The sequence below is a fragment of the Alphaproteobacteria bacterium US3C007 genome (assembly GCA_034423775.1).
GTDB lineage: Bacteria > Pseudomonadota > Alphaproteobacteria > Rhodobacterales > Rhodobacteraceae > Thalassovivens > Thalassovivens spotae.
This window is the reverse complement of record CP139918.1, coordinates 1,167,104-1,187,128: the sequence shown is the minus strand read 5'-3', so window position 1 is coordinate 1,187,128 and position 20,025 is coordinate 1,167,104. Positions and strand designations below refer to the sequence as shown.

General features: G+C 48.6%; 21 protein-coding genes. 5 read left to right on the top strand and 16 right to left on the bottom strand.

What is annotated here, in order from left to right:
* Positions 1 to 3 precede the first annotated feature (3 nt).
* From UM181_05780 to UM181_05725, 12 genes are all read right to left on the bottom strand, one after another.
* Positions 4 to 1,119 (bottom strand): lytic murein transglycosylase, encoded by a 1,116-nt coding sequence (locus tag UM181_05780; protein WQC64109.1) that lies wholly within the window; start codon positions 1,117 to 1,119, stop codon positions 4 to 6.
* 6 nt (positions 1,120 to 1,125) lie between these two features.
* Positions 1,126 to 3,375: a ribonuclease R gene (rnr, locus tag UM181_05775; GenBank protein WQC64108.1), complete on the bottom strand. Its 2,250-nt coding sequence runs from the start codon at positions 3,373 to 3,375 to the stop codon at positions 1,126 to 1,128.
* 80 nt (positions 3,376 to 3,455) lie between these two features.
* Positions 3,456 to 3,878 (bottom strand): GNAT family N-acetyltransferase, encoded by a 423-nt coding sequence (locus UM181_05770; protein ID WQC64107.1) that lies wholly within the window; start codon positions 3,876 to 3,878, stop codon positions 3,456 to 3,458.
* A complete protein-coding gene (gene dapE / locus UM181_05765; GenBank protein ID WQC64106.1) occupies positions 3,875 to 5,020 on the bottom strand; it encodes a succinyl-diaminopimelate desuccinylase in 1,146 nt (381 codons plus the stop codon). Before dapE ends, UM181_05770 begins: the two co-directional genes overlap by 4 nt.
* A 9-nt stretch (positions 5,021 to 5,029) precedes the next feature.
* On the bottom strand, positions 5,030 to 5,677 hold the full coding sequence (locus UM181_05760) for an HAD hydrolase-like protein (protein WQC64105.1): 648 nt from the start codon (positions 5,675 to 5,677) through the stop codon (positions 5,030 to 5,032).
* On the bottom strand, positions 5,677 to 6,024 hold the full coding sequence (locus tag UM181_05755) for a hypothetical protein (GenBank protein ID WQC64104.1): 348 nt from the start codon (positions 6,022 to 6,024) through the stop codon (positions 5,677 to 5,679). Before UM181_05755 ends, UM181_05760 begins: the two co-directional genes overlap by 1 nt.
* A 244-nt stretch (positions 6,025 to 6,268) precedes the next feature.
* Positions 6,269 to 7,096, bottom strand: coding sequence for a 2,3,4,5-tetrahydropyridine-2,6-dicarboxylate N-succinyltransferase (gene dapD, locus UM181_05750; protein WQC64103.1), 828 nt, complete (start codon positions 7,094 to 7,096; stop codon positions 6,269 to 6,271).
* A gap of 167 nt (positions 7,097 to 7,263) precedes the next feature.
* Positions 7,264 to 8,049 (bottom strand): FAD binding domain-containing protein, encoded by a 786-nt coding sequence (locus UM181_05745; protein ID WQC64102.1) that lies wholly within the window; start codon positions 8,047 to 8,049, stop codon positions 7,264 to 7,266.
* 11 nt (positions 8,050 to 8,060) lie between these two features.
* The gene (locus UM181_05740; protein ID WQC64101.1) at positions 8,061 to 10,433 is read right to left on the bottom strand and encodes a xanthine dehydrogenase family protein molybdopterin-binding subunit; all 2,373 of its coding nucleotides are present in this window, start codon (positions 10,431 to 10,433) and stop codon (positions 8,061 to 8,063) included.
* 51 nt (positions 10,434 to 10,484) lie between these two features.
* Positions 10,485 to 10,967 carry a (2Fe-2S)-binding protein gene (locus tag UM181_05735; GenBank protein WQC64100.1) on the bottom strand — a complete coding sequence of 161 codons (483 nt, stop codon included), beginning with the start codon at positions 10,965 to 10,967 and terminating at the stop codon, positions 10,485 to 10,487.
* A gap of 356 nt (positions 10,968 to 11,323) precedes the next feature.
* Positions 11,324 to 11,929: a Smr/MutS family protein gene (locus UM181_05730; GenBank protein ID WQC64099.1), complete on the bottom strand. Its 606-nt coding sequence runs from the start codon at positions 11,927 to 11,929 to the stop codon at positions 11,324 to 11,326.
* A gap of 59 nt (positions 11,930 to 11,988) precedes the next feature.
* Complete coding sequence (locus UM181_05725; protein ID WQC64098.1) at positions 11,989 to 12,642, bottom strand: Tim44/TimA family putative adaptor protein; 654 nt, start codon at positions 12,640 to 12,642, stop codon at positions 11,989 to 11,991.
* Positions 12,643 to 12,745: 103 nt separating this feature from the next.
* Here UM181_05725 and UM181_05720 point away from each other — a divergent pair, with 103 nt between their 5' ends.
* Together UM181_05720 and secB are read left to right on the top strand one after the other, a co-directional pair.
* Positions 12,746 to 13,228: an FxsA family protein gene (locus UM181_05720; protein ID WQC64097.1), complete on the top strand. Its 483-nt coding sequence runs from the start codon at positions 12,746 to 12,748 to the stop codon at positions 13,226 to 13,228.
* A gap of 82 nt (positions 13,229 to 13,310) precedes the next feature.
* A complete protein-coding gene (secB, locus tag UM181_05715) occupies positions 13,311 to 13,793 on the top strand; it encodes a protein-export chaperone SecB (protein WQC64096.1) in 483 nt (160 codons plus the stop codon).
* On the opposite strand, the gene dnaQ is transcribed toward secB, so the two are convergent.
* The 4 genes from dnaQ to UM181_05695 are packed head-to-tail and all read right to left on the bottom strand — an operon-like array spanning position 13,790 to position 16,512.
* Positions 13,790 to 14,503 carry a DNA polymerase III subunit epsilon gene (gene dnaQ, locus UM181_05710; GenBank protein ID WQC64095.1) on the bottom strand — a complete coding sequence of 238 codons (714 nt, stop codon included), beginning with the start codon at positions 14,501 to 14,503 and terminating at the stop codon, positions 13,790 to 13,792. The two genes, secB and dnaQ, sit on opposite strands and share 4 nt — an antisense overlap.
* Complete coding sequence (coaE, locus tag UM181_05705) at positions 14,496 to 15,086, bottom strand: dephospho-CoA kinase (GenBank protein ID WQC64094.1); 591 nt, start codon at positions 15,084 to 15,086, stop codon at positions 14,496 to 14,498. Before coaE ends, dnaQ begins: the two co-directional genes overlap by 8 nt.
* Positions 15,083 to 15,916: a shikimate dehydrogenase gene (locus UM181_05700; protein WQC64093.1), complete on the bottom strand. Its 834-nt coding sequence runs from the start codon at positions 15,914 to 15,916 to the stop codon at positions 15,083 to 15,085. Before UM181_05700 ends, coaE begins: the two co-directional genes overlap by 4 nt.
* Positions 15,913 to 16,512, bottom strand: coding sequence for a nucleoside triphosphate pyrophosphatase (locus UM181_05695; GenBank protein ID WQC64092.1), 600 nt, complete (start codon positions 16,510 to 16,512; stop codon positions 15,913 to 15,915). The genes UM181_05700 and UM181_05695 overlap by 4 nt, the downstream gene beginning before the upstream one ends.
* Before the next feature lie 368 nt (positions 16,513 to 16,880).
* On the opposite strand from UM181_05695, the gene hemJ reads away from it, so the two are divergent.
* The 3 genes from hemJ (at position 16,881) to mnmE (ending at position 20,015) form a co-directional block, all read left to right on the top strand.
* Positions 16,881 to 17,330 (top strand): protoporphyrinogen oxidase HemJ, encoded by a 450-nt coding sequence (hemJ, locus tag UM181_05690; GenBank protein WQC64091.1) that lies wholly within the window; start codon positions 16,881 to 16,883, stop codon positions 17,328 to 17,330.
* A 105-nt stretch (positions 17,331 to 17,435) separates the two neighbouring features.
* Positions 17,436 to 18,707 (top strand): transcription termination factor Rho, encoded by a 1,272-nt coding sequence (gene rho / locus UM181_05685; GenBank protein WQC64090.1) that lies wholly within the window; start codon positions 17,436 to 17,438, stop codon positions 18,705 to 18,707.
* Positions 18,708 to 18,728: 21 nt separating this feature from the next.
* Positions 18,729 to 20,015, top strand: coding sequence for a tRNA uridine-5-carboxymethylaminomethyl(34) synthesis GTPase MnmE (mnmE, locus tag UM181_05680; protein WQC64089.1), 1,287 nt, complete (start codon positions 18,729 to 18,731; stop codon positions 20,013 to 20,015).
* Positions 20,016 to 20,025 lie beyond the last annotated feature (10 nt).

Sequence of the window (20,025 nt, the reverse complement as noted above, 5' to 3'; positions counted from 1 at the left end):
ACCCTAACCGGCAAGCTCGGCCCATAAAGCCCGGCTTAGATAGGCATCAGCAACATATCCCTGGTCGCGTTGATACCTCCAGAGCGCCGCCGCGGTGTTTGGACCCATAAGCCCATCTGCGCCAAACGTGTCATAGCCAAGCGCGCTGAGGGCGATTTGCACGTTGCGCTTTTCGTTGCGACTCAGCGCAGCCTCGCCAATAGGCCAAGGTTGAACAAGGCCCAACCCGCCCGCAATCGCATCACCTAACGCGCAGACTGACAGCGCATAAGCCTGCGCAGGATTATAGGTCAATAAAGCGGTATAATTTTCCAGAACCATAAATTTCGGGCCCTGTATACCAGCGGGAAGGATCAGCTTGGCAAGGCCGTTTTCGGGTAAATCTTGATAAGGTGTCAGACCTCTCATCGTCCAATCTGACGGGTTCAGGGCCGTGTCAGGAGGGGGCAAATCCAATGCGGCCTCCGGTGATAGAAAAACCTCTGCGCCCCAAATCTGCCCTGAGCGCCAACCCTGCGCCTGCAAATACGCAGCCGTTGAAGCCAAAGCATCAACCGGGCTGTCCGACCAAATATCGCTAAACCCATCGCCGTCAAAATCAACCGCGTGCTGAAGATAAGAGCACGGCATAAATTGCGTATGGCCCATAGCGCCGGCCCAACTGCCCAAGAAACGCTTAGCTGACACGTCTCCGGCTTGTAAAATATCCAAGGCGGCAATCAATTGCTGTTCAAAAAACGCCGCCCGGCGCCCCTCAAACGCAAGGCTGGCCAAAGCATCTAAAACAAAAAAGCCGCCGCGATTTGATCCGTAAGCGGTTTCACAACCCCAAACGGCCAGTAAAACCTGCGCCGGTACGCCATAAGCATGCACAATTTCATCTAGAGAGGTTTGAAATTTTGTTAGAAGTTGCTGGCCCTGCGCAACACGCTCGGATGAGCATGTTTTTTGAAGATAGGTCCAGATTGGCATCTCCGTTTCAGGCTGAAACCGGTCTTTTTCAATCACCTCGGGAAGAAATTGAAAACTGAGCACTGTTTTATGCAGAAAATCTGCGTCAAACCGCCCCGCAACGCGCTCTGCAAACTTCGTTGCCCATGCCCGAAACCCCTGATCCATCACATCCTAACGCTTTCGTTTAACGCTCCGCTTTACCTTATCAGATTTTTTCCGCGCTTTGCCCAATTTGCGCTTTACCGGGCGCGCATTTTTACGCCCAGATTTGGGTAATGCGTTGCCTTCGACGCTTAACAATTCAAACGCAACGCTACCGGATTCTGCGATAACTTCGCTTAACCTTACCTCAATAACCTGCCCTAAACTGAGTAAAAGCCCTGTCTCAGAACCAAGTAGGCTATTGGTTTGTTTGTCATAATGAAAATACTCGCGGCCTAAAGTTCGGATAGGAATCAACCCCTCAGCGCCGCTTTCATCCAAACGCGCAAACACGCCAAATTTCGCAATGCCGCTGATCCGGGCGGTAAATTCTGAGCCTTTGCGCTCATTCAAATAGGCGGCAAGATACCGATCCGTCGTATCGCGCTCTGCCACCATTGAGCGCCGCTCTGTATCGGAAATTTTCTGCGCAGTCTCATCCAGCAGGGCCTCTTCTTCTGCGCTCAACCCATCCTTGCCCCAGCCATGCGCCCGAATAAGCGCCCGATGCACGATCAAATCGGCATAGCGGCGAATGGGCGAGGTAAAATGCGCATAAGAGCGCAAAGCCAATCCAAAATGGCCGAAATTCTGCGGGCTGTAATAAGCCTGCGTCATTGAACGCAACGTTGACATATTGATGAGTTCAGCTTCATCCTTGCCCTCAGCTTGCGTAAGCAGCGCGTTTAAATGCCGTGTTTGCAACACTTGGCCTTTGGCCAAGTTAAGCCCGGCCGCCTGCGCTGTTTCACGCAGCGCATCAAGCTTTTCGGGCGAAGGTTCTTCATGCACGCGAAACAAAAGCGGCACCTGTTTGGCTTGCAGAGCCTCCGCAGCGGCCACATTCGCCAAGACCATAAATTCTTCAATCAAGCGATGCGCATCCAAACGATCGCGAAAATTTACCGAGGCCACTTGCCCGTCTTCATCCAAGATGATTTTGCGTTCGGGCAGATCCAGCTCAAGAGGTTGGCGAATTTCGCGTGCCCGAACCAAGGCGGCGTAAGCCTCATATAAGGGCTTGATAACAGGCTCTAACAATGGCGCTGCGCGCTTGCTAATAGAAACACCCTCATAGGCCGACTGCACTTCTTCATAGGTGAGTGACGCGGCGGATTTCATCACACCGCGGTGAAAACTTTGCCCTAGCTTCACGCCCTCCGCGCTGATTTGCATCCGCACCGCCAAACAGGCCCGTGGCACATCTTCGTGCAAGCTGCACAAATCGCCCGAGAGATGATCCGGGAGCATCGGCACCACCCGGTCTGGAAAATAAGTGGAATTGCCGCGCTTGCGGGCTTCACGATCCAAGTTTGAATTGGGCCGTACGTAATGCGCCACATCCGCGATCGCCACCCAAATGATATGCCCGCCCGGATTATCAGCCGCGTCATCCTCATGCGCATAGCAAGCATCATCATGATCGCGCGCATCCGCCGGATCAATGGTGACCAAGGGCATATCTCGCAAATCTTCGCGGCCCTCTACCCCTGCCGCGCGTTGCGCTTCGGCCTCATGCACCACATCTTCGGGGAAATGATCAGGGATATCATGTTGGTGAATTGCAATCAGAGACACCGCTTTTGGCGCAGAGGGATCCCCCAAACGCGTCATCACCCTTGCGCGCGGCAATCCCATGCGCGATTTTGGGCCCGCTTGCTCTGCTTCAACCAATTCACCATCTTTTGCGCCGCCGGCATCATTGGGACCAACCTGCCATTCTTTGCCCGACCGCTCAACGGGCACGATGCGCCCCCCTTCCGCAGCTTGCCTGAAAACCCCCAAGATCTGGCTTGGATTGGCGGCGATTCGGCGGATCAGGCGACCTTCATATTGATAGCCTTCTCCCTCAATTTCGGTGAGCCGGGCCAAAATGCGATCACCCGCGCCCAGCGCAGGATCAGAAGCTTTCATAACCAATAAAATGGCGGGTTCCATACCATCGCCTTGCCATTCCAGCGCTTTGGCAAACAAATCGCCAGTGCTGGTGGCCGGCAAAACCTGCACCACGCTGACAGGGGGCAGCTTTTCCGGATCACGATAAGTTTTCTTACGCTTTTGCAGATGCCCCTCAGCCTCTAAGCTGCGTAAAAGCTTTTTCAAATCAACCCGCGCAGCGCCCTTTATGCCAAATGCTTTGGCAATATCGCGTTTTGCGGTTTGCGTCGGATTGGCCGCAATCCAATCTAGAATTTGGCGTTTGCTTGGAATCTCATTCATTCGGCTCGCCTATCACGCTTTTAAAGCGCCGTCATGGCGGTTTTTAAACCCCGCGCTGAAACCACAATTAAAAGCCTGATTTATAAAGTCAGAACCATATCGCGATGTAAGATACCGGCATCCATATAATCGGCGCCATAGGCTTGAAAGCCAAGGCTTTCATACAGCCCCAAAGCAGAGATCTGCGCGCCCAGTTTGGCCTTAGTTACGCGCTCATCAGCCTTTAAATGGCTGAGGCATGCCCCTATCAAAGCTTTCGCATGACCACGACCTCGATAAGGCGCTAACACGCAGACGCGGCCAATTTTTCCAATCTCATCCAAGATCAAAATTCGCGCTGTCCCGACCGGCACTGTATTGTCTCTAAGCAGAAAATGCAGCGCTTTAGAATCTTGTCCATCTACTTCATCTTCGACAGAAACGCCTTGTTCTTCAATAAAAACTGCGCGGCGAATTTCCAAACATTGGATCAAATCATCGCTGCGCCCCACCCACCGCGTCATTCGAAATAGGCCTGCAGAATGCGCCGATAAATCGCTTTCAACTGGTGTATTTGTTCCACTGGAACGCATTCATCCACGCCATGCATACCCCGTCCGACCAAACCAAATTCCGTCACCGGGCAAATGTCTTTCACAAAACGCGCATCGGATGTGCCACCCGTGGTTGAAAGCGCGGGGCGACAACCCAATTCGGCTTCGGCCGCGTCACCAATAAGCCGTGACAAAAGCCCTGGCGGGGTGAGAAAACTTTCACCAGAAACTTTTACATCGATTTCAAATTCAACTTCGCTATTCGTGCTTTGCTGCGCGGCTTGTTTTTCCAACCAAGCGATCAGATCCTGCGAGCTATGCGTATCATTAAAGCGGATGTTCACCGTGGCTTTAGCGGCAGCAGGAATAACATTGGTGGCAGTGTTGCCCGTATCAATCGTGGTAATCGCCAAAGTTGAAGCATCAAAATGCGCAGTTCCCTGATCGAGCGGGTGCGTAGCCAACCGGTCCAGCAACGCCACAAGCGCGGTTAACGGGTTTTTCGCGCGATGTGGATAAGCAGAATGCCCTTGTACACCTTTTGCCGTTATAAACGCGGTTAAAGAGCCGCGGCGGCCGATTTTCATCATTTCCCCCATATGATTAGGGCTGGTGGGTTCACCCACGAGACAATGATCTATGCTTTCACCCGCCTCGCGCATCCAATCCAAAATTGCCGTGGTTCCGTGATGGGCATCGCCCTCTTCATCGCCTGTGATCATCAGAACCACAGATCCATCAGGGGGTGTTTCATTTACAAACTCAATCGCAGCGGCGGCAAAAGCCGCCACGCCTGATTTCATATCAACCGCGCCGCGCCCATAAAGCACGCCCTCTTTTATATCGCCGCCGAAAGGATCACTTTGCCATTGCGAAAGATCGCCAACCGGCACAACATCCGTATGGCCGTTAAAAGCGAAGCTTTTTCCATTTTTACCAACGCCCCAGCGGGCAAATAAATTGTCGATGCCACCGCGCTTGATTCGCGTACAGGCAAACCCGTGCCCGCCCAATAAGGTTTCAAGCAAAGATAACGCCCCAGCTTCAGCCGGCGTAACCGAAGGGCAACGAATCAAATCTGCACTCAGCGCAACGGGGTCAATACCAGTCATTAGGTTTCCTTACAGGGGCAAAAGGCCTGATACGGTTTCTGCCAATTTTTGCGGATCACTGATAATTGCATCTGCGCCGGCCTCTTGCAATTCCGCAAGGCCCCCGTAACCATAAGATACACCCAGTGCTTTCATCCCATTGGCCTGCGCGCCCTGAATATCATAGACTCTGTCGCCCACCATAATCGCCCGCTCACCCTCGGCGCCAACAACCGCTAAACCATGCGCCAAAAGGGCCGGTTTATCCGAATTTCTGCCATCAAGTTCAGAGCCAAATTCAAAGCTCATAAAATTTGAAATACCAAAATAAGCCGTAATTTTGCGCGCATAACTATGCGGTTTCGACGTAGCAAGGCACAACGTATAGCCCGCCTCTTTCAACTTTGCCAATTGGTCTAAAATACCATCGTAAAGTTTATTTTCCTTCCAACCCATTTCGATATAGCGTTCGCGATAATACCCAACCGCGCGGTCTAAATCATCGTTTTGAACCCCAAGTTGGGCAAAGCTGGGCCAGAGCGGCGGGCCTACAATCCAACGATTATCACCGCTTAAACCGGGCAGGCTAAGCTTGCGCAAAGCATAATCTACCGAATTCAAAATGCCTTCCCCAGCATCTGTTAAGGTTCCATCAAGATCAAGAAATACTGTGGCCATTATCCATCCGCCTGCTCTTCATAAAGCGCGTTCATCTGCGCAACGATGACAGAGTTTTCATCTAAAGCACGTTGCATCAATACATCTTCTTCTGAGTCAATTTCATGCCCTTGCGCGATCCGCTCTTCGCGCGTTCCATAACCCGTTACATCTAAAGGAGAGAGCGCCGCCTGTTTCAAAATAGCCACAGTTTCACGCACGGCTTCCGCCTCATCCACGCCGCTGGCATAACAGAGCAAAGCCGCCCCGGTTGCGCTTTTAGGCAAATCATCCTCGGGGCTGCGGCCAACTTGTACCAACAACGTATAAACTTTCTGACGATTTGGTTTTTTAGACGTGTCGCTCATCACTTTGCCTCATTACACGCGCTTCTAAAGATTAGACGAAAAAAATGCAAATCCAGCGCATGGGCTTTTTTATATTTATCAAAATGACAAAATTATAAATATTGTTCAAGCGCTTTACAAAACCGAAAGGGCGGGTTTTAAAACGCTAAAATAAGGGCAAAATAAACCGGTTATACATCTCAGAGAATAAAAAAACCCGCGCATCTGGCGGGCTCTTTAACGGCGATTCTACTGCACTAAAATATCAGTCGCGCAACAAATCGTTAATTGCGGTTTTACTGCGCGTTTGAGCATCAACGCGTTTCACGATAACCGCACAATACAGGCTGACCCCATTTTTTGACGGCATCGACCCTGACACCACAACCGAATAGGGCGGCACTTCACCATAACTCACCTCGCCCGTTTCACGATCAACAATTTTGGTGGATTTACCAATATAAACCCCCATACCCAAAACAGACCCTTCGCGTATAATGCAGCCTTCCACCACTTCTGAGCGCGCGCCGATAAAACAATTATCTTCAATAATTGTTGGGCCGGCTTGCATCGGCTCTAACACGCCTCCAATTCCAACGCCGCCCGATAAATGCACATTCTTACCAATTTGCGCGCAAGAGCCCACGGTGGCCCACGTATCTACCATCGTACCAGTATCCACATAAGCGCCCAAATTAACAAAGGACGGCATCAACACCACGCCCGGCGCGATAAAAGCAGACTTACGAACAATACAATTTGGTACCGCGCGAAACCCTGCTGCATGCCATTGCTCATCACCCCAGCCTTTAAATTTACTATCGACCTTATCCCACCAGCCACCACCTTGGGGGCCGCCGTCTTGAATCGCCATATCTTGAATTCGAAACCCCAGCAGAACCGCTTTTTTCGCCCATTGGTTCACATGCCAATCGCCGCTTTCCTGCTTTTCAGCCACGCGAAGCGTGCCCCCATCAAGCGCGTTCAGCGTCTCTTCAATCGCCTCGCGCATTTCACCCGTTGTTGCGGATGATAATGTATCGCGCGCTTCCCATGCGGCTTCGATGGCTTGCTCAAGCTGACTGTTGGACATGATCGCTTCTCCTATATAAATTTTCTGCTCTATATCTTTCCTACCTCTATCGCACAAGGTGGCGGAATGAACGAATAACGCCAGTGCAAACACCTGTCGATTTATGTGCGGTTCCAAATAAAAAAGCCCGGCCATATGGCCGGGCTTTTCATCATATTTAAAGGCTTTTAATTTGCCGCTTTTACCGCGCGACCCGTAAGCACTTTCACCAAGTTTGCGCGATAAGCTTTGCTGCCATGCAAATCTTCAATCATGTCTTGCGCAGAGACAGTGAGATTTGCCAGCGCATCACCTGAAAAATTAGACTCCAAAGCCGCTTCAGCCTCGCTCCAACGAAACACACCATCTTCAGACGCACCCGTTACCGCCACGCGCACACCATCGGCATATTTGGCCACAAAAACGCCCACCAATGCAAAGCGAGACGCCGGTTGTTCAAACTTTTGATAGTTCGACACTTGGGGTACAGGAAAGCGCACTGCGGTCACGATTTCACCTTCGCCCAGCGCTGTACTGAACATACCCTGAAAGTAATCATCCGCCGCAATCTCTCGTGAATCTGTGACAATCGTGGCATTCGACGCCAAAGCCGCCGCCGGATAGCAGGCGGCAGGATCGTTATTGGCCAAAGATCCGCCAATCGTGCCCCGATTGCGCACGGCAGGATCACCAATATGCGCCGCAAGCTTTGCCAATCCGGGGTAAGACTGTGCTTTGGCTGCAACCGTGGCATGCGTGGTTGCAGCCCCGATATGAACCATGCCATCAGCCTCGGTTACGCCTTGCATTTCGGCAATCCCCGCCAGACTGACCAGCTTTTCAGGATTGGCCAACCGCTGTTTCATAGTTGGTAAAAGCGTTTGGCCCCCGCTCAGCGGCGTTGCCTCTTCATCCGTCAAAGCTGTCACGGCTTCTGAGATCGAGGACGGTTTTACAAATTCAAAATTATACATTTCTGATCCTCCTATTGCGCGTTGATCGCAGCCCAAACACGGGCTGGCGACACAGGCATATCAATATGCGTTACATGGGTATGGCCAGCAGAATGCAAGGCGTTGATAACCGCATTCACGATCGTTGGCGGGGATCCAATCGCCCCCGCTTCACCGCAGCCCTTCACCCCTAGTGGATTATGGGTACAGGGCGTGTTGCAGGAATGATCCACCGTATAAAATGGCAAATCAGAGGCGCGCGGCATCGCATAATCCATATAAGACGCGCTTAACAACTGACCATTATCATCATAAGCGCAATTTTCCAAAAGCGCTTGGCCTATGCCTTGTCCAATGCCCCCATGTACCTGACCGGTTACGATCATCGGGTTAATCACATTGCCAAAATCATCCACCGCGGTAAAGTTTTCCACGGTGACTTTGCCCGTTTCAGGATCAACCTCAACCTCGCAAGCATACGCACCCGATGGATATGTAAAATTGCCCGGATCATAAAACGCTGTTTCTTCCAAGCCCGGCTCGAGATCTTCAACCGGATAATTTTGAGGGACATAGGCCTTGAAAGCCACTTCGCCAAAGGAAACTGATTTATCGGTTCCCGCAACGCTGAATTGGCCATCCTTGAATTCAATATCTGCCTCTGCTGTTTCCAGCATATGCGCAGCGATCTTGGTGGCTTTATTGATGATCTTCTCGGTTGCGCGCACCACAGCCGGGCCACAAACCGCAATACTGCGCGACCCATATGAGCCCATACCAAACGGTATTTTCGCCGTATCCCCATGAACGATATCAATCGAGGATTGATCAATACCCAGCATTTCCGAAACCACTTGCGCAAAAGCTGTTTCATGGCCTTGCCCGGTGCTTTGGGCGCCAACCATCACCGAAAGATTACCCGTTGCATTCACCCGCACGGTCGCCGCATCATAATAACCCACACGGCTGCCCAAGACCCCGGTCAGATTTGAAGGCGCAAGCCCGCAAGCTTCAATATACGCGTTGATCCCCAAGCCGCGCAATTTGCCATCCGCTTCTGATAATTTGCGGCGGGCCTCAAAGCCTTTGAAATCTGCCAGTTCATTCAGCTTATCAACCAGCGCATCGTAATTGCCGGTATCATATTCCAAGCCAGCCGCGCTAACATAAGGGAACTGTTCAGGTTTGATAAAGTTTTTACGACGCATCTCCATCGCATCAAGCCCTAATTCATGCGCGCATTTGTCGATCACCCGCTCGATTGAAAACGTAGCTTCAGGGCGGCCCGCTCCCCGATACGCGTCCACTGGAGCCGTATTTGTAAACACGGTTTTTACGTTCACATAGACATGTGGCACCGTGTAATTGCCCGCCATCAACGTACCGTGCAAAAAGGTTGGCGTGGCGGTTGAGAAGTTCGAAAGATAGGCCCCAACATTGGCCATCGTATCCGTCCGAAACGCGATAAATGTTCCGTCTTTTTCGCAGGCCAGCTCAATTTTGGTGACATGATCGCGGCCATGCGCATCCGTTAAAAAGCTTTCCGAGCGTGTGGCTGTCCATTTCACTGGGCGGCATAGCTTCTTTGAGGCAGCAAGAACCAAAGCCTCTTCACCATAATGGTAGATTTTTGATCCAAAACCACCGCCAACATCCGGCGAAACGACGCGCAATTTATTTTCTGCAATGCCCATCACAAAGGCGCTGATCAACAGCCGAGTCAAATGCGGATTTTGCGAGGTTGTGTAAAGCGTATATTCTCCGGTGCCCGGATCATAATCCGCGGTTGACGCGCGGGTTTCAATCGCGTTTGGCACAAGGCGGTTATTGATCAATTCTAGCGTGGTGACATGGGGTGCATTTTTGATGGCCGCATCCGTTGCTGCACGATTATCTTCTATCCAACCCCAATCAAAACATTGGTTGGTTTCGATCTCATCATGCACAAAGGGACCACCCGCCAACGCTGCCGACATGTCCACAACCGCTGGAAGCTCTTCAATCTCTGCCACAATCGCATCTGCAGCATCGCGGGCCTGTTCAACGGTTTCTGCAATCACCGCAGCATAAGCATCCCCCACATGGCGCACTTTGCCATGCGCCAAAACCGGGCGCTTGGGCTCTTTCATGGGTTCACCATCGCGGCTGGTAATCGCCCATCCTGCAGGATTCCCACCCACTTCAGCAAAATCTTCACCCGTAAAAATCGCCAGAACCCCTGGCATTGCTGCTGCGGCGGCTGTATCGATCGATTTGATCGCGCCATGCGCCACATCACTGCGCAAAAACACAGCATGCGTTTGATTAACCAAGTTAATATCTGATGTGTAGCGGCCTTTACCCGTTAAAAACCGCTGATCTTCAACCCGTTTGGTGCTTGCACCAATGCCTGAATCCTTTGGCATGTTAATTCCTCCCCTTGTGGTGGTTTGCCCACCCAGCTTTTCTAATTATACTTATTCCGCTGCGATCGACGACACGTCTTGACCAGACGCTGCCATGATCGATTTGACGATGTTATGATATCCCGTGCAGCGGCAAATATTGCCGTCTAAATGGTGACGAATTTCTGCAACCGTTGGCTTTTTATTGTGTTTAAGCAATTCCGTTGCCGCCATCACCATGCCAGGCGTACAAAACCCGCATTGCAACCCGTGATGGTCTTGAAACGCCTGTTGGATGACATTTAAGGAACCATCCTGATTGGCTTGGCCTTCAATCGTGGCCACATCAGCGCCATCTGCTTCGGCAGCCAATATGCTGCAAGATTTCACGGACATACCGTTTACATGCACAGTACACGCACCGCATTGGCTGGTGTCACAGCCGATATGCGTTCCTGTCATCTTCAAATCATTTCGAAGAAAATCCACAAGAAGCGTACGGCCTTCTACCTCGCCTGAAACCGCTTCTCCGTTTACCGTCATTGAAATTTTCATAAATTCCTCCCAATTGGTCTTTTGTTCTTATTGGTTTTTTACCAATTTTATAATTTTTCGATCTGCCTTTGTTGAGCAGCTATTGGTGTTACTTTAACCTTTAAACTTTAATTTCCCCCTAGATAATTTGACGCAGGTCCCAAATACTAAATCTCTGGACGTCCCACGCGTTGGCAAGAGCCCTTCCAACACTTGAATCGCAGTGAAAATTTTAAACCCAAACGCAGACGCGCTTTTTAAATGGTCTCACCTAGATCAGTTGGAAAAAGGATAAGGCATTTTTTGCACCAGTCAAATGACAAGATGAAAAAACGGTGCTTTAACCGCCATCCAAATGTAGCAAAACCCACAGAAAACTACCGTCGTTTTTTAAGGTAAACATAGTATGCCCCCTCGCCGCCATGCGATATATGGGCCTGATCTACCTGCAAGATTGCTGGTCTGAGCGCTGGCGCATGCAGCCATTGAGGCACCTGTCGACGCAGCACTCCGCGTTCGCGCGATGTAGCAGGATGCGGCCCGCCGCGTTCGCCTTTTCCAGTGATCACCAGAACCAACCGACGTCCAGCGCGTTGTGAAGATAAGATAAATTGCGTTAAAGCGGGATGGGCTTGATTCAACGTCATCCCATGTAAGTCGATGCGCGCCTCGGGTGCTAATTTTCCCCGCCGCATTTTCACGAAAGACTTCTGATCCATCTGCACTGTTGTCTTGGACGCTGGCGCTTTTGGACCGGTGCGCCTGGTCACAAAGCTTTGGCCAAGCGCCGTTTGTGACTTTGAGCCGATTTCAAAAGCTTTCAAATCAAATAAATCTAAGCTGGGTTTTGGTTTTGAAGAAACCGGTTTTGATTTTTTCGTTTCTGAAATTTTAGCCGCTTTGAGCGGTTGAAGAGGTTGCATGGTCTTTGCAACTTGATCCCAAAGCGCCGCTTCTTCTTTGTTTAATCGCCGCTTTTTCATCCGCCCTCTTCACCCACCTCATCACTCTTGAAGTTTTAAAAGGCTTTTAAAACAATAACTTATTCGCCTGTGGCGACCAGAAACCAAACCGGATCTTGGCTTTTGATATCTTTTGAAAATGTCCAAACATCTTTTTGCCGTTTAGATTGCTTTTCATCACCTTCAAGAATCTCGCCATCGCTGTTTTTCACAACCGAAATTAATTCAGAAATAAAAGACACGGTTATTTCAGCCATATCCGTCTCTTTATCAAATATAACATCGTTGATTTTCATCTCGCGTATGCCCAAAAACTCAGCTTCGATCTGCAATCCTTGTGAGCTACGTTGCGCGATCACTTCATCAAACGTATTGGTCACCTCATCCGACAAGAACGAACGCACCGCGCTCAAATCGCCGCGCTCAAACCCCATTAAAATCATTTCATACGCAGCGCGTGAGCCTGACAAAAATTCAGAGACCAAAAACCCTGAATCAACCGCTTTTATTGAAGTGAGCGTTTGCGCAAGCTCAGATCCGGTAGGCACATGATCCGTAATATCGGCATCCGGGCCACCTTCAATCACTTTTAAATCAGGGCTGCGCAAATTTGCGGGCGATTGCGCTTTGGGCTTTTCAAACCCTTCACGCGTTCCCAGAACATTTTTCAGGCGCATGATTAGAAAAATGGCTATGCCAGCCAAGACTAAGATTTCGATCGCAATCGCATTCATAAGAAGATCATTCCCAAAGGTGGTAAAAACAGATGTTAGTTCCTATTTAGGTGAGGTGGCCTCACAAGTCCACAACTTGACAGATATTTAGGAGCGCTTTGTAATGTGGCTATTCGTCCTTTTTGTAACCGTACCGATTATTGAAATTGCCCTATTCATACAGATCGGCGGTGAGATCGGGTTGCTATCAACATTGGGTATTGTGATTGCAACAGCGTTTCTGGGCACTTATTTAGTGCGCAAACAGGGGTTGAGCGCTTTATCACAGCTTAAAAACAACGTTGAAACTCTCGAAAACCCAATCGCGCCTTTGGCACATGGCATCATGATTCTTTTGGCGGGTGCTTTGCTTTTAACGCCGGGTTTCTTTACCGATGCGGTGGGGTTTTCGCTTTTGGTACCAAACATCCGGATTTGGCTATTTGAACGCGTTAAGCAGCGCATCCTACATTCGCAAAATGGGTTTTCATTCACCCATGCACGCACAGGGGGCGCGAAGCACAGCTCTCAAAATGGCGAACGCCATGCCTCTGGCACCACGATCGAAGGGGTTTATGAAGAGCTTGCCCCTAAAAATGATCCGTAACCCTACAACAACGCAATGCGCCATTGAGGCCACTGCTGCAAACTGCTAGGCAATCGCGACATAATTTTTCAAGGATTCCGACATGGCAGAAGAGACATCACAACCAGCGCAGCCCTCTGTAAACGTACTGGCGCAATATATTCGAGACTTATCGTTCGAAAACATTCTTGCCCAAAAAGGCGTCTCCGGTGATGTTACACCTGATATTCAAATACAGGTGAAATTAGACGCACGTAAACGCTCGGTTACCGATCAATATGAAACAGTCATCAAATTAAATATTGATTCAAAATCCAAAGACACGAATGACCAGCTTTTTTTGCTAGAAATCGAATATGCGGGCGTGTTTACCGTGACCGGCGTTCCAGATGAACAACTGCATCCATTTCTTATGATTGAGTGTCCGCGGATGATCTTCCCATTCTTGCGACGCGTGGTTAGCGATCTTACACAAGATGGCGGATTTCCAGCGCTTAACCTAGAAACCATTGATTTCATGCAGCTTTACAGAAGCGAAGCGTTGCGCCGCCAAACCGAAGCCGCGTCTGAAGAAACCAAAAACTAGGTTTGCTCTTTCCAAATATGATCACGCCACATCGCTTGATCCCCTAGGGTTGCAACCATTTCAAGATGGGCTTTTTTCTCTGCATCACTTACCCGGGGGGCAAGCGGCTTTAAGCGCTGCTTTGATCCTGAAACATGCCGATCCGTGCCTGCGTGTTCGGTTGCGGTTGTCGCTTGAGCAGAGAGCATAAAATCGGGCTGTCTGCCGCCAATAAGCTCAAGATAAACCTCAGCCAGTATTTCAGAATCGAGCAAAGCGCCATGCAGCGTGCGGGCATTGTTATCAATCCCAAAACGGCGGCACAGCGCATCTAAGGATGCCGGTGATCCAGGAAATTTTTTCCGCGCAATGGCCAAAGTGTCTAAGGCGCGCTCTAATGGGATTTGTGGTCGTTTCACCCATGAGAGTTCAGCGTTTAAAAACCGCATATCAAAGCTGGCATTATGAATCACCAACTTAGAATCAGCGATAAATTCAACAAAATCGGATGCGATACTCGAAAATACAGGCTTATCGCGCAAAAAATCATCCCCTAAACCATGCACTTGAAAGGCTTCATTGGGCATGTTGCGTTCGGGATTAATATATTGATGATAGGTTTTTCCGGTTGGAATATGGTTCCATAATTCCACGGCACCTATTTCAACAATTCGGTCTCCTTGATTGGGATCCAGGCCCGTGGTTTCAGTATCCAAAACAATTTCACGCATCCTTAACCGCCCTTAATTTTGCCACTAAATTATCCACTTGGACATGCACATGTTCCAGCGTGTCTGTTAGAATTACAAAATCTGCTTTTTCGCATTTTCTAGAATTTGACCATTGGCGCGATTTAATTTGCTCAAACATTTTTTCGCTCATCGTTGCGCGGTCCAGCACCCGTTTCTTTTGCTCTTCTTCATCGATAGTCACGCAAATTACCGCGTTCATATGGGCATCTGCGCCGGTTTCAAAAAGCAGTGGAATATCAAATACCAAAATATCTGATTGGGCTGAGTCTATAAAGTTTTGTCGATCCTGCGCCACAAGCGGGTGAACGATCGCTTCAAGCTGCCCAATCAAATCAGGGTTTTTTTGCAATTCATGCTTTAACACCTGCCTTGAAATCGCACCCTCAATCAGTGCTTTTGGAAATAGGTTTGACAAAGATGCCACCGCGGCGCCTTGTTTTGCATAAAGACGATGCACTGCTGCATCAGCATCCCAAACATCACAACCAGCATCTTTGAAAAATCCTGCTGTTGTGGATTTTCCCATTCCTATAGATCCTGTAAGACCTAACAAAAAACTCATGATAATAATAAATTGCGCGTTTCTTGATCAACGGTTGGCTTTTTACCAAACCACCGCTCAAAACCCGGTACCGCTTGATGAATTAACATTCCCAAACCATCTACCACGGGGCATCCAATTGCGTTTGCTTGCTTTAATAAATCGGTTTCGAGGGGCGTGTAGACAAGATCTGTTACCAATGTTTTAGAGGTAAGGTTTTTCAAGCTTAATGATAAATCTGGCTTTCCCACCATGCCCAAAGATGTCGTATTCACCATAAGATCAATGCCATCCAAGATTTCAGACGCTTTTGACCAATCCAGAACGTGAATCCTTGCCCCAAGATCGGTTTTCAACTGATCCGCCCTGGCACGCGTTCTATTCGACAAATATATTTCGGGAGCTCCGGCCTCTATCAACGCCGATAATACAGCGCGCGAGGCTCCGCCAGCGCCCAAAACCAGCGCTGGGCCAGACGCTGCATTCCAATTTGGTTGATGATCTTTGATGTTTTCTATGAATCCATATCCATCTGTATTATCCGCGTAGATTTTTCCATCCTCACTGAACGATAATGTATTTGCAGCTCCGATTAATGCCGCACGATCGGAAACGTGATCGGCATGCGTTAAAGCAAGGTGTTTGTGCGGAATCGTAACATTGGCACCCACAAAACCCATTTTTGGCATCATTTTAAGCACATGCGCAAAATCGGCGGGTTCAATATCGACCGGTATATAATAGCCCGCAAGCCCTAGTTTTTTCAGCCAATTACCATGTAACCGTGGAGATTTTGAATGGGAAATCGGATGACCAATCACGGCTACCAAAGGTATTTTTGACACCGTCATGTTGAGAAATCCCCTCTGAGTGACAAGAAATTAAGCACTTCTAATAAAGGTAACCCTAAAACACTGAAATAGTCACCATTGATTCTACGGATCAGTTGTACGCCTTCAGCTTCAAGCCTGTATCCCCCAACACAATATTGGATATGATCCCAAAATCGATCGATATATGCGTTAATAACCTCATCCGATAATGGTCTGAAAGAAACATCTACCTTTGAAATATGCCGCCAGATTGGGCGCGTTTCATGACAAATGACAGCGGCGGTAAACAATTTATGAGTTTTGTTTTGAAACGCCTGTAATTGTGCAAAAAGCTCTGTTTTGCTGTGTGGTTTTGAAATCACTTGTCCCTGAAATTCCAAAATTTGATCGGATCCAATGATAAATGAGTTTGGAAATTTTGAAGCAACCTTTGATGCTTTCAGTTCTGCCAAATGATCCGCCATATCCCGGCAGGATAGATTTTCAGAAATCATGCTTTCTTTTATCATTTGTTCATCGAGTCGTGGGGGGTATGCTTCAAACGCAACACCCGCATTACGCAACAATGTTGCACGTGAAGTAGATGAAGAAGCCAAAATAAGAGAAGGTCGCATGTGGATAACCCGTCCAAAAACCAGGTGAATAATGCGGTGAAATTACCGCACAAACACCGGAAAACAAAAATCTTTGCCAATTAAAGTATAAAAGTAACAATAGCATATAAATATACAATGTGGAAAAGGATAAGTTTGTCTTTACTTAAACTGTGGATAATCAATTTAAGACAAAAATATATTAATTTTTTTATTTAAGTATTTGTTTTAAATATAAAATATATCACAATTTTTTTCCTCATGTTTTTTGTCCTGTGGATAAATAATAGGAAAAAATTTGATCCACAAAAACAGGCCTACCTACATATCCTACTTCCTTTCTATCTATATTTCTTTATTAAATAGACTTGCCTAAAATTGGGGAAAACATGATTGATTTTTTAAGCAATTCTTATCTTTGGATAAAATCAATTCATATTTTGGCGGTTATCTCATGGATGGCCGGCTTGTTCTACTTACCTAGAATATTCGTGTATCATAGTGAACGCGCAGAAAAGGGCGATATTCTGGATGCAACGTTTCAAATTATGGAAAGAAAACTGCTTAGGTTTATTATGCGACCAGCAATGATTCTAACTTGGATCTGTGGTCTTTTGATGGTGCTTATTCCTGGCATTATTGATTGGTCAATGGCCTGGGTATGGGTAAAATTTGTAAGCATTCTTGGTATGACTTGGTTTCACAAATGGTGCGCTGATCATTGTGAATTGTTTGAATCTGGTCAATCTTTAAGAACTGGTCGATATTATCGAATGATGAACGAAGTCCCAACTGTTTTAATGATCGCGATCGTGGTTTCAGTGATTGTCAAATTTTAACGGTTTAATTCTACAAAAAATTAGAGTAAGCAATTTTCAGCCCGTCCGGGCGCTTTTTCCTGTAAACAGACATAACGCGGTCAAAACCGCAATCAGAGGTATATTATGGCGGTCGAACGGCTGAACCTTTCCGATTTGAAACGTAAAAGTCCAAAAGATTTAGTGGCTTTGGCCGAAGAGCTGGAAATTGAAAACGCATCAACGATGCGTAAAGGCGAAATGATGTTCCAAATTCTGAGCGTGCGCGCGGATGAGGGATGGGAAGTTGCGGGCGACGGCGTGTTGGAAGTTTTGCAGGATGGTTTTGGGTTTTTGCGGTCACCTGAAGCGAATTATTTGCCTGGTCCAGACGATATTTATGTATCGCCAGACATGATCCGAAAATTTGCATTGCGCACGGGTGACACGATCGAAGGGGTGATTAAAGCACCCGAAGAAAATGAACGTTATTTTGCATTGGTTAATGCGTTCAAAATTAATTTTGAAGAGCCTGAAAAAGCCCGTCATAAAATTGCTTTTGACAATCTTACACCGCTGTATCCGGATGAACGTTTGACGATGGAGTTGGCAGATCCAACAGCGAAGGATAAATCTGCGCGCATTATCGATTTAGTTGCGCCGATTGGCAAAGGTCAACGGTCTTTGATCGTAGCACCGCCGCGCACGGGTAAAACGGTATTGTTGCAAAATATAGCGACCAGTATCGAACAAAATCACCCTGAATGTTACTTGATCGTTTTGTTGATTGATGAACGTCCGGAAGAAGTTACGGATATGCAACGGTCTGTGAAGGGTGAGGTTGTATCATCCACCTTTGATGAACCAGCAACGCGGCATGTTGCAGTGTCGGAAATGGTTATCGAAAAAGCCAAGCGCCTTGTGGAACACAAACGTGACGTGGTGATCCTGCTGGATTCGATTACCCGTTTAGGGCGGGCTTTCAACACGGTCATTCCATCTTCGGGCAAGGTATTGACCGGCGGTGTCGATGCGAACGCGTTGCAACGCCCAAAGCGGTTCTTTGGGGCTGCGCGTAACATCGAAGAGGGGGGTTCATTAACGATTATCTCAACCGCTTTGATTGATACGGGAAGCCGGATGGACGAAGTGATTTTCGAAGAATTTAAAGGAACGGGTAATTCTGAAATTGTTTTGGATCGGAAAGTTGCGGATAAGCGCGTTTTCCCTGCGTTGGATATTTTGAAATCTGGTACGCGAAAAGAAGAGCTGCTGGTTGATAAGATAGATCTTCAGAAAACTTTTGTGTTGCGGCGTATTCTGAACCCCATGGGAACAACGGATGCTGTTGAGTTTTTAATCTCGAAACTCAAGCAAACAAAATCTAATTCTGATTTCTTCGATTCAATGAATTCTTAACTGTTTCGGGGTGTAGGCCCAATGGATACGATCGTCGCCTTGGCATCGGGTCATGGGAAAGCTGGTATATCTGTGATCAGATTATCGGGACCGCAGGCTTGTAATTGCGCTGGTGCGTTGGCTGGAAAGCTGGGAGCACCGCGGGTGTCTGTGTTACGGCAGATTACTGACGGGCAGGGGGCAGCGCTCGATAGCGGGTTGGTCACGTGGTTTTCAGCCCCAAAAAGCTTCACTGGTGAGGATATCGTTGAATTGGCTTGTCACGGTAGCCTAGCCGTTGTTTCAGCGGTTCTTGCGGCGTGTTGCAGGCAGCCCAGCGTTAGGATGGCTGAGCCGGGTGAGTTTACGCGGCGCGCGCTGGAAAATGGCCGTTTGGACATGACACAGGTTGAAGGTTTGGCTGATCTGATTGATGCTGAAACTGAAGCGCAGCGGCGCCAAGCTTTAAGGGTGTTGTCAGGCGAGCTGGGACAGCGTGCTGCGCAGTGGCGGTTGGATCTGGTACGGGCCTGTGCATTGCTGGAAGCAACAATTGATTTTGCCGATGAAGAGGTGCCGGTGAATGTGACCCCGGAAGTGCGTGATTTGGTAACGGGTACGCGCGCGGCGTTGGTGTTTGAGGCTGGGGGAGTTTCGATGGCAGAGCGGGTGCGTGCTGGTTTCGAAGTGGCAATCGTTGGAAAGCCGAATGTGGGAAAATCAACCTTGCTGAACGCATTGGCTGGGCGTGAGGCAGCGTTGACGTCGGATGTGGCTGGGACAACGCGCGATATAATCGAGGTGCGGATGGATTTGGCGGGGTTTGCCGTTACGCTGTTGGATACGGCCGGGTTACGCAATACGGCGGATCATATAGAGGAATTGGGTGTTGAGCGCGCAATAGCGCGTGCGAATGCCGCGGATATTCGTGCTGTATTGTCGCTAGACGGCGCTGTTCCCGTGGGGATTGAGATGACACCGGATGATATCGTGTTGCTTGCGAAATGCGATGATGGCGATAAAAAAGGTGGTATTTCAGGGCGGACGGGAGCGGGGATTGACCGTTTTGTTGATCATCTCAAAGCTGTATTAAAAGAAAAGACTTCTACCTCAGGTGTTGCAACGCGCGAGCGCCATAAACAGGCGTTACAAGAAGCGGTTGTGGCCATGGACCAAGCTCTTTTATTTTTAGAAATTGGACCGGATGTTTATGAATTGGCAGCAGAAGAGTTGCATCGGGCTTGCCGTGCAATGGATGGTCTTATTGGACGAATTGGGATAGAATCTATTTTAGACGAAATTTTTAGCAGCTTTTGTTTGGGAAAATGATGGAGTGTTT